Origin of the sequence: Microbacterium sp. F2E (assembly GCF_020905435.1) — a bacterium.
GTDB lineage: Bacteria > Actinomycetota > Actinomycetes > Actinomycetales > Microbacteriaceae > Microbacterium > Microbacterium lacticum.
Genome location: NZ_JAJJIB010000026.1, coordinates 1 through 13,939, shown reverse-complemented (window position 1 = coordinate 13,939; position 13,939 = coordinate 1). Strand labels below are relative to the sequence as shown.

General features: G+C 69.8%; 13 protein-coding genes. 10 read left to right on the top strand and 3 right to left on the bottom strand.

Going from position 1 to position 13,939, the window contains the following annotated elements; translation table 11 throughout:
* The first annotated feature begins 176 nt into the window (after nt 1-176).
* Nucleotides 177-353 carry a hypothetical protein gene (locus LOK55_RS13465; RefSeq protein ID WP_229935774.1) on the top strand — a complete coding sequence of 59 codons (177 nt, stop codon included), beginning with the start codon at nt 177-179 and terminating at the stop codon, nt 351-353.
* A 4-nt stretch (nt 354-357) separates the two neighbouring features.
* Nucleotides 358-1,053, top strand: a complete 696-nt coding sequence (locus LOK55_RS13460) for an amidase domain-containing protein (RefSeq protein ID WP_229935773.1) — start codon at nt 358-360, stop codon at nt 1,051-1,053.
* Nucleotides 1,054-1,105: 52 nt separating this feature from the next.
* Here the strand turns inward: LOK55_RS13460 and LOK55_RS13455 are convergent, their stop codons facing one another.
* Nucleotides 1,106-2,611, bottom strand: a complete 1,506-nt coding sequence (locus LOK55_RS13455; RefSeq protein ID WP_229935772.1) for an amino acid permease — start codon at nt 2,609-2,611, stop codon at nt 1,106-1,108.
* 244 nt (nt 2,612-2,855) lie between these two features.
* On the opposite strand from LOK55_RS13455, the gene LOK55_RS13450 reads away from it, so the two are divergent.
* The 5 genes from LOK55_RS13450 (at nt 2,856) to LOK55_RS13430 (ending at nt 8,141) form a co-directional block, all read left to right on the top strand.
* Nucleotides 2,856-4,211 carry a glutamine synthetase family protein gene (locus LOK55_RS13450; RefSeq protein WP_196383795.1) on the top strand — a complete coding sequence of 452 codons (1,356 nt, stop codon included), beginning with the start codon at nt 2,856-2,858 and terminating at the stop codon, nt 4,209-4,211.
* Nucleotides 4,192-5,022, top strand: coding sequence for a gamma-glutamyl-gamma-aminobutyrate hydrolase family protein (locus LOK55_RS13445; RefSeq protein ID WP_229935771.1), 831 nt, complete (start codon nt 4,192-4,194; stop codon nt 5,020-5,022). Before LOK55_RS13450 ends, LOK55_RS13445 begins: the two co-directional genes overlap by 20 nt.
* The gene (locus LOK55_RS13440) at nt 5,019-6,392 is read left to right on the top strand and encodes an aldehyde dehydrogenase (protein WP_229935770.1); all 1,374 of its coding nucleotides are present in this window, start codon (nt 5,019-5,021) and stop codon (nt 6,390-6,392) included. Before LOK55_RS13445 ends, LOK55_RS13440 begins: the two co-directional genes overlap by 4 nt.
* 85 nt (nt 6,393-6,477) lie before the next feature.
* A complete protein-coding gene (locus LOK55_RS13435) occupies nt 6,478-7,257 on the top strand; it encodes a 3-oxoacyl-ACP reductase (protein ID WP_229935769.1) in 780 nt (259 codons plus the stop codon).
* A gap of 56 nt (nt 7,258-7,313) precedes the next feature.
* On the top strand, nt 7,314-8,141 hold the full coding sequence (locus LOK55_RS13430; protein ID WP_229935768.1) for a FadR/GntR family transcriptional regulator: 828 nt from the start codon (nt 7,314-7,316) through the stop codon (nt 8,139-8,141).
* Nucleotides 8,142-8,208: 67 nt separating this feature from the next.
* Here the strand turns inward: LOK55_RS13430 and LOK55_RS13425 are convergent, their stop codons facing one another.
* Nucleotides 8,209-10,737 (bottom strand): ATP-dependent Clp protease ATP-binding subunit, encoded by a 2,529-nt coding sequence (locus LOK55_RS13425; protein ID WP_229935767.1) that lies wholly within the window; start codon nt 10,735-10,737, stop codon nt 8,209-8,211.
* 260 nt (nt 10,738-10,997) lie between these two features.
* Between LOK55_RS13425 and LOK55_RS13420 the strand changes: the two genes are divergently transcribed.
* The 3 genes from LOK55_RS13420 to LOK55_RS13410 are packed head-to-tail and all read left to right on the top strand — an operon-like array spanning nt 10,998 to nt 12,633.
* Nucleotides 10,998-11,612: a hypothetical protein gene (locus tag LOK55_RS13420; RefSeq protein ID WP_229935766.1), complete on the top strand. Its 615-nt coding sequence runs from the start codon at nt 10,998-11,000 to the stop codon at nt 11,610-11,612.
* Nucleotides 11,612-12,406, top strand: coding sequence for a hypothetical protein (locus LOK55_RS13415; RefSeq protein WP_229935765.1), 795 nt, complete (start codon nt 11,612-11,614; stop codon nt 12,404-12,406). Before LOK55_RS13420 ends, LOK55_RS13415 begins: the two co-directional genes overlap by 1 nt.
* On the top strand, nt 12,403-12,633 hold the full coding sequence (locus LOK55_RS13410) for a helix-turn-helix transcriptional regulator (protein WP_229935764.1): 231 nt from the start codon (nt 12,403-12,405) through the stop codon (nt 12,631-12,633). The genes LOK55_RS13415 and LOK55_RS13410 overlap by 4 nt, the downstream gene beginning before the upstream one ends.
* Before the next feature lie 85 nt (nt 12,634-12,718).
* Here the strand turns inward: LOK55_RS13410 and LOK55_RS13405 are convergent, their stop codons facing one another.
* Nucleotides 12,719-13,744, bottom strand: coding sequence for a DDE-type integrase/transposase/recombinase (locus tag LOK55_RS13405; RefSeq protein ID WP_141920125.1), 1,026 nt, complete (start codon nt 13,742-13,744; stop codon nt 12,719-12,721).
* Between the last annotated feature and the right edge of the window lie 195 nt (nt 13,745-13,939).

Below are 13,939 nucleotides of genomic sequence, written 5' to 3'. Positions count from 1 at the left end.
ACGTCCTGTTCGCGATGCTCCGCGACGGCACCCTCTACCAGTCGCGCATCACCGAACCGGTCCTCGCCGCTTGACAGAAGACATAGGGGCACCCCGCTCCGTCCTCCCGCGCCGCCCGGCGCCAACGCCTCACCCGGCGTCGCCGGGTCGTGGGCGGAGGCGCGTCCACGGTGATCGTGGGGGCGCTGACCGTCGGCGTGTTCGGGTTCATCGGCTCGCTCGACGAGGATCCACGGGGCGCCCGCGCGGCGCCGGCGCCGACCGCACAGAGGCTCGCCGCATCGGATGCGCAGGCGGCCGACGCGCCGACCTTCGACGTCGCCGCCGCGGCCGATGAGGCGATGAGGCGATGAGGCGATGACGGCCCTCGCGGACTACTCCGACGCGGCCCGCGCCACCGAGGACGCGCTGTACGAGACATCTGAGGTCCTGCGCGCCACCACCACCGCCGCGGAGGCCGACGCCGCGCTCGCCGCAACCGCTCAGGCCGCCGACGCGGTGCGCGCCGACGCGGAGGCGTACCGGGCCTCGCTCGTCGAGGCATCCGCCGCCACGAACACCCGGCCGACCGGGGGCGACGTCGCCGCCCAGATGAGCTATCTGCACCAGTACGTCTTCGACTACAACAGCGCGCAGTGGGGCGACTACAACCCGTACGGCGGGGACTGCACGAACTACGCGAGCCAGGGCCTGATCGCCCGCGGCTGGCAGCCCGACGACACGTGGTACTCCGACGGGGAGATGTGGACGGCGTCGGAGGCGTGGATCGGCACCGTGCAGATGAGCGAGTACTTCGACGCGCTCGGCCTCAGCTACTCGACCGAGGCCGACCTCGACCGGGTGCGCGTCGGCGACATCGGCCTGTTCAGCTGGGGCGAGCTCGACACCCAGATGGACCACACCATGACCGTCTCGAAGGTCGAGTACGTGCCCGGCGGCGCCCCCAAGGTGTACTTCATCAGCCACAACGAAGACGGTGAGTACCGCGAGCTCGAGACCGTGCTGAACGTCGAGCACACCGACTCGACGGTGTGGATCTACCACATCCCCTGATCGCCGAGCGGGGTGCGGGGCGGCGTCTCCGCTCGCCCCGCACCCCGTTCGCTCAGCTCTCGTCTTTGATCACCGGCACGCCGTCGGTGATCGCGTATTCTTCTTCGGGCGAGAGCACGAGACGGTGGCGGTAGTGGAACGCGAAGCCGATCAGAATGATCGCGTAGACGATCACGATCGCCACGATCGCCGGCAGGTAAGTCGGGTTCAGCAGGAAGCCGACGAAGATGAGCGCGGCGATGATCGCGGCGGTCACGGCGCCCGGCACACCCCACGGGCTGCGGTATGGGCGGTTCAGGTGCGGGTGCTTCTTGCGCAAGATGATGTACGACACCAGCTGCAAGAAGTACGCGACGACCGCGCCCCACACGGCGATGTTGAGCACGATCGCCCCGGCGAGCGCGCCCGCACCCTGGTTGAGCTCGGCGAGCACGTCGAGCACCACGAGGGCGACGAACCCGATGATCGCACCCACGAGCAGCGCGACCCACGGCGTCTGCCGCTTGCCGGTGAGCGACAGCCAGCGCGGGTAGTAGCCGGCGCGCGAGAGCGAGTACATGTTGCGCCCGTAGGCGAACATGATGCCCTGCAGCGATGCGAGCAGACCCACGAGGGCGAACAGGGCCAGCAGTGCCGCCACCTGGTCGCCGACCATCGCGCGGAAGCCATTGAGCAGCGGCTCGCCCTGGTCGGCGGCGCCGGTGTCTTCGGCCCCCAGCAGGGCCGTGTTGAAGAACAGCACGAGCAGGCCCGTCACGATCAGGGTGCCGCGCGCCCAGAAACCGGCCTTGGGAATGTCGCGCACGGGGTCGAGCGACTCTTCGGCCGCGAGCGGCAGCTCTTCGATGCCGAGGAAGAACCACATCGCGAACGGCAGCGCGAACAAGATCGGCAGCACGCCGTGGGGCAGGAACTCGTTCCAGCCCGGGTCGGGCTCGATGTTCCACAGCGACGCCCAGTCGAGCGCGGGCGAGAAGAGCGCCATCACCGAGAACACGACGATGATCGCGATCGAGATGATCGACACCACGATCGCGAACCGGAACGAGATGTGCGCACCGGCCGAGTTCAGCGCGATGAAGACCGCGTACAAGATGATGTACAGCACCCAGCCGGGCAGAGTGATGCCGAGAAGCGGGTCGAGGATGCCGTTGACGTACGCCGCCGAGAAGTACACGATCACCGCGGTCGTGGCGACATACTCGATCGTCTCGGCCGCGCCCGTGATGAGCCCTCCCCACGGGCCCATGGCGGTGCGGGCGAACGAGTAGGCGCCGCCGGTGTGCGGCATGGCGGCCGACATCTCGCCGATCGAGAAGATCATGCCGTAGTACATGACCACGAGGATCGCGAAGGCGATGAGCATGCCGCCGAAGCCGGCGAAGCCGATGCCGAAGTTCCACCCCGAGAAGTCTCCCGAGATGACGGCTGCGACGGCGAGCCCCCAGAGCCCCCAGATGCCGGCGGAGCGGCGCAAGGTACGGCGCTCGAAGTAGTCGCCGTCGGCGCGCACGTACGTGGCTCCGGCGACCTTGTGGGTGTTGGTCGTTTCTGACATCCGTCCTCCGGTGACGTCGGGTGACTGCGGTGACTGCGGGTGACCACGGGTGGGTCGGCGCGCTCACGTCGTCGTGACCGCGTTTCGCACGATTGTGTCGCCCAATGGCAGGTTGCGTCTACCTTTTTGTGTGACTTCCTCGTTACAGTTGCCGCACAGACCGATCACGCGCTCGTGCTCGACAACCGCGTAAAGGTAGGTTGGCTCGCAACGAGGCGGGCCACACTGCGCGGGAGGAACCACCATGCCAGGCAATCTGACGACGACCGAGCTGAACGCGGCGATCGACAGCGGCGAGATCGACACGGTCGTCGTCGCGTTCGCCGACGCGCAGGGGCGGCTCACCGGCAAGCGGGTGTCGGGGCGCATGTGGCGCGACGTCGTCGCCCACGAAGGCGCCGAGGCGTGCAACTACCTGCTGTCGGTCGACGTCGACCTCAACACCGTTGACGGTTACGCGATGTCGAGCTGGGAGACCGGCTACGGCGACATGGTGCTCCGCCCCGACCTCGCGACGCTCCGCCGCATCCCCTGGTTGCCGGGCTCGGCCCTCGTCATGAGCGACCTCGTGTGGGAGCACGGCGACGCCGTCGTGCAGGCGCCGCGCACGATCCTGGGCCGCCAGCGCGAACGCCTCGCCGAGCGCGGCCTCGTGGCCTTCAGCGGCACCGAGCTCGAGTTCATCGTCTTCGACGATTCGTATCGGGATGCCTGGGCCAAGGGCTATCGCGAACTGCAGGCATCCACCGACTACAACGTCGACTACAACCTGCTCTCGACGACGCGCCTCGAGCCTCTGCTGCGCGACATCCGCAACGGGATGGAAGGCGCGGGCCTGTATTGCGAGGGCGTGAAGGGCGAGTGCAACTTCGGTCAGCAGGAGATCGCCTTCCGCTACGCGGAGGTGCTCGAGACCGCCGACCAGCACACGATCTACAAGAACGGCGCGAAAGAGATCGCCGATCAGCACGGTAAATCGCTCACCTTCATGGCGAAGTACAACGAGCGCGAGGGGAACAGCTGCCACATCCACCTGTCGGTGCGCGCCACCGACGGCACGCCTGTGATGGCGGGCGACGACGCCCACGGGTTCAGCCCGCTGATGGGGCACTGGATCGCCGGCATCCTGGCGACGCTGCGCGAATTCACTCTGCTCTACGCCCCGACGATCAACTCCTACAAGCGGTTCGCGAAGGGGTCGTTCGCCCCCACCGGGGTGGCATGGGGCGTCGACAACCGCACGTGCGCGCTGCGCATCGTCGGGCACGGATCGGGTCTGCGGGTCGAGAACCGGGTGCCCGGCGGCGACGTCAACCCCTACCTCGGCATCTCGGCGATCATCGCGGGCGGCCTCTACGGCATCGAGAACGAGCTGGAACTGCCCGACCCGGTCACCGGAAACGCCTATGCGACCGGCGTCGACACCCTGCCGACCACCCTCCGCGACGCCGCCGACCTGCTCGACGGCTCGACGATCGCCCGCGCCGCCTTCGGCGACGACGTGATCGACCACTACGTCCACCAGGCGCGCATCGAGGTCGAGGCCTTCGACGCCGCCGTCACCGATTGGGAGCGCGTGCGTGGCTTCGAACGACTCTGACCTGCCCGTGGTGGGCCTCACCACCTACCTCGAGCGTGCGCGCCAGGGGGTGTGGGACGTGCGCGCCTCGTTCCTGCCGCAGCAGTACTTCGAGGCGGTGACCTCGTCGGGCGCCGCCGCCGTGCTGCTGCCACCGCAGGCACAGCCCGAGCGCGCCGCGGAGGTCGTGCTCGACGGGCTCGACGGGCTGATCCTCACGGGCGGCCTCGACGTGCAGCCCGAGCTCTACGGCGCCGAGCGCCACCCGACGACCGACCCGGCGCGCCCCGACCGCGACGCGTGGGAGCTCGCACTGCTCGCCGGCGCGCAGCGCCGCGGCATGCCGGTGTTCGGCATCTGCCGCGGCCTGCAGCTGATCAACGTCGCCCTCGGCGGCACGCTGCACCAGCACCTGCCCGAAGCGCTCGGCACCGCCCCGCTCGGAGGCGAGGGCGCTGAGGCGCCCACCGACCGCTACCGCATCGGCGGCGGCGTGTACGCCGAGAACACCGTCGAGGTCGCGGCCGGGTCGCGCTTGGCCGAGCTGATCGGCGCGGGCGACTATGGCGTGCACAGCTACCATCACCAGGGCATCGACCGCGTCGGGGCGGGCGTCGTCGTCTCGGCGACGACCGACGACGGCCTCGTGCAGGCGTTCGAGGCACCGGGCGACGACTTCCTCGTGGCGGTGCAGTGGCATCCCGAAGAGAACAGTTCCGACCGGCGGCTGTTCGAGGGGCTCGTCGCCGCGGCGGGGGCGTATCGCGCCTCCCGGGCGGGCGGCGTCGCCGGTGCCGGTGTCCCCTCTGACCGTGCGGAGGCCCTCGCATGAGCGCGCTCACCGTCCTGAACCCCGCGACCGCACAGCCGATCGCGACGCTCGAGCGCGCCGACGTGGCCGAGGTGGATGCCGCGGTCTCGCGCGCCGTCGTCGCGCAGCGCCGCTGGGCCGCGCTCCCTCCCGGCGCCCGCGCCGACGCCCTGCGCGCGTTCGCACGCGTCGTCGAGGAGCACGTCGAAGAACTCGCCCGCATCGAGGTGCAGAACTCGGGGCATCCGATCGGCTCGGCCCGGTGGGAGGCGGCGCACGTCGGCCAGGTGCTGAATTACTACGCGGGCGCCCCCGAGCGTCTGCTCGGCGCGCAGATCCCGGTGCCGGGCGGCATCGACGTGACTTTTCACGAGCCGTACGGCGTGGTCGGGATCATCGTGCCGTGGAACTTTCCCATGACGATCGCCTCGTGGGGGTTCGCGCCCGCGCTCGCCGCCGGGAACGCCGTCGTGCTGAAACCCGCCGAGCTCACCCCGCTCACCGCGATCCGGCTCGGCGAGCTGGCCCTCGAGGCGGGTCTGCCCGAGGGGCTGTTCCAGGTGATCGTCGGCTCGGGCTCGGTCGTCGGTCAGCGCTTCGTCAGCCACCCCGACGTGCGAAAGGTCGTCTTCACCGGGTCGACCGAAGTGGGCACCGAGGTCGCCGCCGGGTGCGCGCGCCTGCTGAAGCCGGTCACCCTCGAACTCGGCGGCAAGAGCGCGAACATCGTGTTCGACGACGCCGACCTCGAGCGCGCTGCCGCCGCCGCGCCCGGCGCGGTGTTCGACAACGCCGGGCAGGACTGCTGCGCCCGCAGCCGCCTGCTCGTGCAGCGGTCGGTGTACGAGCGGTTCCTCGAACTGCTCGAGCCCGCCGTCGCCGCCTGGCGCGTCGGCGACCCGACCCGCGACGACGTCGACATGGGACCGCTCATCTCGGCCGGTCACCGCGACGGTGTCGCGAGCTTTCTCGACGGCGCGAACGTCGCCTTCCGCGGCAGCGCGCCCACCGGCGCCGAGGCCGGCGACGGGTTCTGGTTCGCGCCCGCCGTCGTGCTCGCCGCGCCCGGCGACCGCATCGCGCAAGACGAGGTGTTCGGGCCGATCGTCGCCGTGCTCCCCTTCGACGACGAGGCCGACGCGATCCGTCTCGCCAACGACACGATCTACGGCCTGGCTGGCTCGATCTGGACCGAGAACCTCGGCCGCGCCGTGCGGGTCTCGCGCGGCGTGCGCAGCGGCGTGCTCTCGGTCAACTCGCACTCGTCGGTGCGGTATTGGGCGCCGTTCGGCGGCATGAAGGCCTCGGGCCTCGGCCGCGAGCTCGGCCCCGACGCGGCCGAGCACTTCACCGAGACCAAGAACGTCTTCTACGCGACGGATGCCTCGTGACCGGCCCATCCGCCCGCCCGACTCTGTGCGCCACCGCTTGCTTCACCGCGTGCTTCACCCCCTGCTCCACCGGAAGGAACCCGTCATGACCGTCGACCTCACCCAGCGCCTGCGCGATCGCGTCGCGATCATCACCGGCGGCGCGTCGGGCATCGGCCTCGCCACCGCCCACCGCCTCGCCGCCGAAGGCGCCCGCGTCGTGATCGCCGACCTCGACGCGGCGACCGGCCAGCGCGCCGCCGACGAGGTGGGGGGCGTCTTCCGCACGGTCGACGTGGCCGACGAGGCATCCGTCAACGCCCTCTTCGACGGGGTCGCCGCCGAGCTCGGCGCGGTCGACATCGCGTTCAACAACGCCGGCATCTCGCCCGCCGACGATGACTCGATCGAGACGACCGAACTGCCCGCGTGGGATCGCGTGCAAGACGTGAACCTCAAGAGCGTGTACCTCTGCTCGCGCGCGGCGCTGCGGCACATGGTGCCCGCCGGCCGCGGGTCGATCATCAACACGGCGTCGTTCGTGGCGCTACTCGGGTCGGCGACGTCGCAGATCTCGTACACGGCCTCGAAGGGCGGCGTGCTGGCGATGACGCGCGAGCTGGGGGTGCAGTTCGCGCGCCAGGGCATCCGCGTGAACGCGCTCTGCCCGGGGCCCGTGAACACGCCGCTCCTGCAAGAGCTGTTCGCGAAAGACCCCGAGCGCGCGCAGCGGCGCCTCGTGCACGTGCCCGTGGGCCGGTTCGCCGAGCCCGAAGAGATGGCGGCGGCGGTCGCGTTCCTCGCCTCGGACGACGCGTCGTTCATCACCGCGACGGCCTTCGTGGTCGACGGCGGCATCACGAACGCCTACGTCACGCCGCTCTGAGCCGCCGCGGCGGCGCGGTTGGCGAGGCGGCGCAGGTCGCGAGGGAGAATGGGCGCATGACGATGGATGCTGCGGCGCAGGGAGCGCCCGTCGGCGCGCCCGCCGGGGCCGAGGCATCCGTCGGGCTTCCTGTCGCCCTGCCGGCCGGGCTGCCCGCTGGCTTGCCCGCTGAGGCGCCCGTCGGCGACACGGTCGGGCGGGCGCTGTACCGACCCGTGCGGCGCAGCAACGCGCTCGAAGATACCGTCGCGCGCATCGCCCAGACGATCAGGCTCGGCGTCGTCGCCCCCGGCGAGGCGTTGCCCGCCGAGCGGATGCTCGCCGAGCTCTACGAGGTCAGTCGCGACACGGTGCGCGAGGCGATCCGCGAGCTCGCCGACACGGGCTTTCTCGTGCGGCGGCGGGGCCGGAGCGGCGGAACGTTCGTCGCCGATCCGCTGCCGCTACCGCCCCGACCCTCCCCCGCCGACCTGTCCGAGCTCGACGACGTGCTCGCCATGCGGCAGGTACTCGAGGCGGGCGCTGCGCGCGCGGCGGCGTCGCGCGAGCTGACCGCCGCCGAGCGCGAAGAGCTGTGGGCCCGCTTCGAAGCGATGACCGGCGCCGACCTCGACGACTACCGACGGCTCGACTCGCTGCTGCACCTGACGATCGCGCACGCCGCAGGCATCCCCTCACTCGTGCCGCTCATCGCCGAGAACCGCGCCCGCATCACCGCGTGGCTCGACGCCTTTCCGCTCCTCACCCGCACGATCGAGCACTCGCAAGAGCAGCACGCCCACATCGTGCAGGCGATCCTCACCGGTCGGCCCGACGAGGCCGCTGCCGCGATGCGGGAGCACGCCGACGCGTCGGCCGCCCTGATCCGCGGGTTCGTGTCGTAAGCCCGCGTCTGCGCACGCGAAAGGGGGCCGGATGCCTGTGGCATCCGGCCCCCTCAGCGTGTGCGAGCTACGAGCCGGCGACGATGTCGGGCGTCGCCTCGATCGCGGGCGTCGCCGCACCGACACCGACCGCGACCTTCTCGCCGCGCGGGCCGTGCTCGAAGGCGAACTTGCCGTCTTCGACGTCGACCTTCACGTGGTCGCCAGGGTTCAGCTCGCCGTGCAGGATCCGCTCCGAGAGCTGATCCTCGACCTCACGCTGCATCGCGCGGCGCAGGGGCCGTGCGCCGAGCGTCGGGTCGAAGCCGATCTCGATGAGCTTGTCCTTCGCGGCATCCGTCAGCTCCACCGTCATGTCACGGTCGAGCAGACGCTCGCTGAGACGCTTGGTGAACAGGCCGACGATCTGCCGGAGCTCTTCCTTGTTCAGCTGCGGGAAGACGATCACGTCGTCGACACGGTTGAGGAACTCGGGCTTGAAATGCCGCTTGAGCTCTTCGTCGACCTTGCCCTTCATCCGCTCGTACGTCGTCTGCGCGTTGCCCTCGACCTGGAACCCGACGGGGCCGCCGGCGATCGCCGACGATCCGAGGTTGGTCGTCATGATGATGACCGTGTTCTTGAAGTCGATGACGCGGCCCTGACCGTCGGTCAGGCGGCCCTCTTCGAGGATCTGCAGCAGCGAGTTGAAGATGTCGGGGTGCGCCTTCTCGATCTCGTCGAAGAGCACGACCGAGAACGGCTTGCGCCGCACCTTCTCGGTGAGCTGGCCGCCCTCCTCGAACCCGACGAATCCGGGAGGGGCCCCGAACAGGCGCGAGACCGTGTGCTTCTCACCGAACTCGCTCATGTCGAGCGAGATCAGCGCGCCCTCGTCGTCGAAGAGGAACTCGGCGAGCGCCTTGGCCAGCTCGGTCTTTCCCACGCCCGTGGGGCCGGCGAAGATGAACGAGCCCGAGGGGCGCTTCGGGTCTTTCAGACCCGCGCGCTGGCGGCGGATCGTGCGGGAGAGCGCCGCGATGGCCTCCTCCTGCCCGATGACGCGTTGGTGCAACGCCTTCTCCATGAAGACGAGACGGCTGGTCTCCTCCTCGGTGAGCTTGAAGACGGGGATGCCGGTGGCCTGCGCGAGCACCTCGGCGATCAGACCCTCGTCGACCACCGCGTGGCTGGCGACGTCGCCCGAGCGCCACTGCTTCTCGAGGCGCAGCCGCTCGGCGAGCAGCGACTTCTCCTCGTCGCGCAGCGACGCGGCCTTCTCGAAGTCCTGCTCCTCGGAGGCCGTCTCCTTGTCCTCGCGGACGTTGGCGATCTTCTCGTCGAATTCGCGGAGCTCCGGCGGCGACGACAGGATCGACAGGCGCAGGCGGGCGCCGGCCTCGTCGATCAGGTCGATGGCCTTGTCGGGGAGGAAGCGGTCGCTGATGTAGCGGTCGGCGAGATTCGCCGCCGCGACGATCGCGCCGTCGGTGATCTGCACCTTGTGATGCGCCTCGTAGCGGTCGCGCAGGCCCTTCAGGATGTTGATCGCGTGGGGCAGGCTCGGCTCGGCCACCTGGATCGGCTGGAACCGGCGCTCGAGCGCGGCATCCTTCTCGAAGTGCTTGCGGTACTCGTCGAGGGTCGTGGCACCGATCGTCTGGAGCTCGCCGCGGGCGAGGAGGGGCTTCAGAATGGATGCCGCGTCGATGGCGCCTTCGGCGGCGCCCGCACCCACGAGGGTGTGGATCTCGTCGATGAAGACGATGATGTCGCCGCGCGTGCGGATCTCCTTGGTGACCTTCTTCAGGCGCTCCTCGAAGTCACCGCGGTAGCGGGAACCGGCGATCAGCGAGCCGAGGTCGAGCGAGTAGACCTGCTTGTCCTTCAGCGTCTCGGGGACGTCGTTCTTCACGATCGCCTGCGCGAGGCCCTCGACGACGGCGGTCTTGCCGACGCCGGGCTCGCCGATGAGGACGGGGTTGTTCTTCGAGCGGCGCGACAGGATCTGCATCACGCGCTCGATCTCCTTCTCGCGCCCGATCACGGGGTCGAGCTTGTTGTCGCGCGCGGCCTGGGTGAGGTTGCGGCCGAACTGGTCGAGCACCGCCGAGCCGCCCTGCGCGGACTGCTGGTTCTGCTCGCCGGCGCCGGTCGCGACGCCCGCGGGCTCCTTGCCCTGGTAGCCCGAGAGCAGCTGGATGACCTGCTGGCGCACCTTGTTGAGGTCGGCGCCGAGCTTGACGAGCACCTGCGCGGCGACGCCCTCGCCCTCGCGGATGAGGCCGAGCAGGATGTGCTCGGTGCCGATGTAGTTGTGGCCCAGCTGCAGCGCTTCACGCAACGACAGCTCGAGCACCTTCTTCGCGCGCGGCGTGAAGGGGATGTGGCCGGTCGGCTGCTGCTGCCCCTGGCCGATGATGTCCTGAACCTGCTCGCGCACGGCGTCGAGCGAGATGCCCAGGCTCTCGAGCGCCTTGGCGGCGACGCCCTCGCCCTCGTGGATGAGACCGAGCAGGATGTGCTCGGTGCCGATGTAGTTGTGGTTGAGCATCTTCGCCTCTTCTTGGGCGAGGACGACCACACGACGGGCACGGTCCGTGAATCTCTCGAACATCTCAGGCTCCTCCAGCGCACGGTCGTGGCGGTGCGCTTACGAATGACGATAACCACGGATGGATGCCGGTATGCCCGTGTTCGCCGTCGGCATACCCCGTCCCCCCTCTCCCGCTGCCCCTTCGGCGATCGAGTAGCCGGCGCCCCGCGCCTCGACCCACTCGGTGATCGAGTAGCCGGCGCCCCGCGCCGGCGTACCGAGATCCACTTGACACCCGTCCCTCACAGCCATATCGTTCTTCGATAACAACGATTTTCGATATGGAGAGCATCGTGCACGCACGTCCGCTGATGTCGCGCTGGGATCGCACCCTCGCCTTCGTCGTCTACCTGGCGACGTTCTTCTTCGGCGCGTGGTGGGCGGCGAGCGGACTCATCCAGGCCGCGTTCCGCGTGATCGCGCCGGAGCGCTACCCCGTGACCCTCCTCGCCGACAGCCCGATCGCGCACGGCGCGGGCGTCTCCTCCGCCGTCGCCGACACGGTGACCGTGCACACCGATGCGCTCTCGACCGGCGCGGTGTGGACGCTGGCATCCGCCGACGTCCTGCAGGCGCTCACGATCGCCGGCGTGTTGATCGGCAGCGGGCTGGTGATCGAGCGGCTCCTGCGCGGCAAGCCGTTCCACCGCATCGTGCGCCCGGCGATCCTCCTGGCGGCGTGCTCGCTCGCATTCGGGAGCCTGCTGACACAGGGTGTCCGCGGGCTCGGGCAGATGCAGGCGGCGGACGACCTCGCGGGCCGGCTCGACGGCGTCCTGGTGATGGGCTTCACGTTCGACGTCGTGCCCGTTGTGGCGGGCTTCGGGATGCTCGCGCTCTCGTACGTCATCGCGGCGGGCATGCGCCTGCAGCGCGACACGGAAGGGCTCGTCTGATGGACATTCTCATGCTGGCCATGACCGCCCTGGCGATCGCGGCGCTCATCGCTCTGGTCGTCGTGCTGGCGCGCGCGGGCAGCCCACGGCGTGCGTCGGCCGATGTGGATGCCGCCGCGAGCGGCTCCAGATCGGAAGATCGGGGTGGGGCGACCGTGCGCGCCGCGGGGTGGATCGCCGCGATCTGGGCGGTCGCCTGCGGCGCCGCCGCACTCTACGTCGTGCTCACGACGCTCCTCGCGCCCGCCGTCACGATGACGATCCCGGTGCAGACGTTCTGGCCGCAACTGCCGGCAGGCACCGTGCTCGAGGGGACGACCGCGACGCGCGAACAAGGCGGATTCGTCAGCGCCGACGTGACCCTGCTGAATCTGTCGACGGGGGCACGGGTGCTGTGGGCGACGAGCCAGGCCCTCTGGTGCATTGTCCCGGGGACCATCGCGTGGCTCGTGGCGGTCGCGGCGTTCCGGTTGCGCGCCGGGCATCCGTTCACGCCCTTGCTGGCGCGCGGCGCCGCCATCACGGCCGCCGTCGTGACGCTGGGAGGCGTGGCGGCCCAGGTCCTCGGCGACCTCGCCGGCACGATCGCGGCGGGCGAGCTGCTGCGCTGGGAGAGCGCACAGTATCCCGACGTGCCGGGGGTCGAAGACGTGCTGCAGGCCTGGTGGCCGCAGGCGGGGTTCGAGGTCACCCTGCCCTTCTGGCCGCTCGCCGCCGGGTTCGCCTTCGCGGCGCTGGCCGCCCTCGTCCGCCACGGGTCACGTTTGCAACGTGACACCGAGGGGCTCGTGTGAGTCCCGCCGACGACGACGAGATCACCGGCATCCACTGCCGTCTCGATGAGCTGCTCGCCGAGCGGGGCATGACGCTCGCGCGGTTGTCGGAGCTCGTCGGGGTCTCGGTCGTGAACCTGTCGGTGCTCAAGAACGATCGGGCGCGGGCGATCCGCTATTCCACGCTGTCGGCGGTCTGCCGGGCGCTGGATTGCGAGGTCGGGGAGCTGCTCGTCCGCGTCGAGTGACGAGGCGGCTCAGTCGCGCCCCCTGCGGTTCACTCGCGCCACTTCTGCGGTTCACTCGCGCCACTTTGCGGGCACCCGGGCTGTGTCAAGCTGCGTGGAGTCGCTCGGGCTCGGCTTTGGCATCGTCGGTCGGCTTGGGGAGGTTGATGCCGACGATGTCGGCGGGTGCGGGCGTGTGGGGCGGTCGACGGAATCGCTCGGGATGCTTGTCGTAGTACGCCTGCTGGGTCGCGTCGCGTCGGTTCCAGGCGTGGTGCCAGGTGCCGTCGTGGACCTCGTTCGGGCTGAACAGGGCGATGCCGGAGTGCTTGTGGTTCTGGTTGTACCAGGGGACGTACCACTCGACGTAGGCGCGCGCCTGTTCGATCGTCGCGAAGGTGCCGGGATAGTTCGGCCGGTACTTCATTGTCCGGAACTCCGATTCGGAGAACGGGTTGTCGTTGCTCACCCGGGGCCGGTTGTGTGTCTGCGTGACGCCGAGCTCACTGAGGAAGTCCTTGAGCGCTCCGGAGCGCATCGCAGGGCCGGAGTCAGCGTGGACGGCGTCGGGTATCCCATGCCGACCGAACGCGTCCTCGAACATCTCGACGGCGAGGTCGTCGACTTCGCGTTCCTCGACGCGGCAGCCGACGAGCTTGCGGGAGAAGATATCGATGATCGAGTACGCCTTGAACGCGACGCCGCGCCACGGGGTGCGCAGGTCGGTGATGTCCCAGCTCCAGACCTGTCCCGGACCGGTCGCTTCCAGCACAGGCGCTTCTCGTGGTGGCCGGTCGCTGTTGCTGCGCCGGGTTGGGGCGACGGGGCGGGCGGACTGATCCTCGATCTCGGCCGCGATGCGCCACCACGAGCGGCGTGAGGCGAGCATCACCCCGTCATCCCACGCGGACGCGAACGAGTGATCGACCGCGTGCCCTTCGGCCCAGCCCGCCGTGATCCTGCCGGCGATGACGGCGCGGTCGGTCTCGCTGATGCGTGACGGGTATGCCCGCTCCTTCTGCGGGACGGGATCCGCGACGCGCTCCCGAGGACGCGTCCGGTAGTGCCATGTCGACCTCGCGACGCCGGCGATCTCGAGTGCGCGACGCTGCGACCCAACGGCCGCTGTCAACTGTCCGACGAGGTCGTTCTCGGCGTCGAGGAATCGGATGGATCGTTCGTCGGCTGGTTCACGGCGGGCTCTTGCTCGCTCATCTGATGCAAGAGCCCGATGGGCGTGTCAAGACTTTTGTGTAAGCGGCTTGGTGTCGGTTTGATTACAGGTGGGGTTCGATGCGGTCGGGGTAGGCGAGGGCGAGCTGTTCGA

What these genes read in the sequence shown, in the direction of transcription:
- LOK55_RS13460 (WP_229935773.1), top strand. Translation starts at nt 358, where the DNA reads ATGACGGCCCTCGCGGACTACTCCGACGCGGCCCGCGCCACCGAGGAC.
- LOK55_RS13420 (WP_229935766.1), top strand. Translation starts at nt 10,998, where the DNA reads ATGGAGAGCATCGTGCACGCACGTCCGCTGATGTCGCGCTGGGATCGC.
- LOK55_RS13435 (WP_229935769.1), top strand. Translation starts at nt 6,478, where the DNA reads ATGACCGTCGACCTCACCCAGCGCCTGCGCGATCGCGTCGCGATCATC.
- LOK55_RS13440 (WP_229935770.1), top strand. Translation starts at nt 5,019, where the DNA reads ATGAGCGCGCTCACCGTCCTGAACCCCGCGACCGCACAGCCGATCGCG.
- LOK55_RS13455 (WP_229935772.1), bottom strand. Translation starts at nt 2,611, where the DNA reads ATGTCAGAAACGACCAACACCCACAAGGTCGCCGGAGCCACGTACGTG.
- LOK55_RS13415 (WP_229935765.1), top strand. Translation starts at nt 11,612, where the DNA reads ATGGACATTCTCATGCTGGCCATGACCGCCCTGGCGATCGCGGCGCTC.
- LOK55_RS13430 (WP_229935768.1), top strand. Translation starts at nt 7,314, where the DNA reads ATGACGATGGATGCTGCGGCGCAGGGAGCGCCCGTCGGCGCGCCCGCC.
- LOK55_RS13450 (WP_196383795.1), top strand. Translation starts at nt 2,856, where the DNA reads ATGCCAGGCAATCTGACGACGACCGAGCTGAACGCGGCGATCGACAGC.
- LOK55_RS13425 (WP_229935767.1), bottom strand. Translation starts at nt 10,737, where the DNA reads ATGTTCGAGAGATTCACGGACCGTGCCCGTCGTGTGGTCGTCCTCGCC.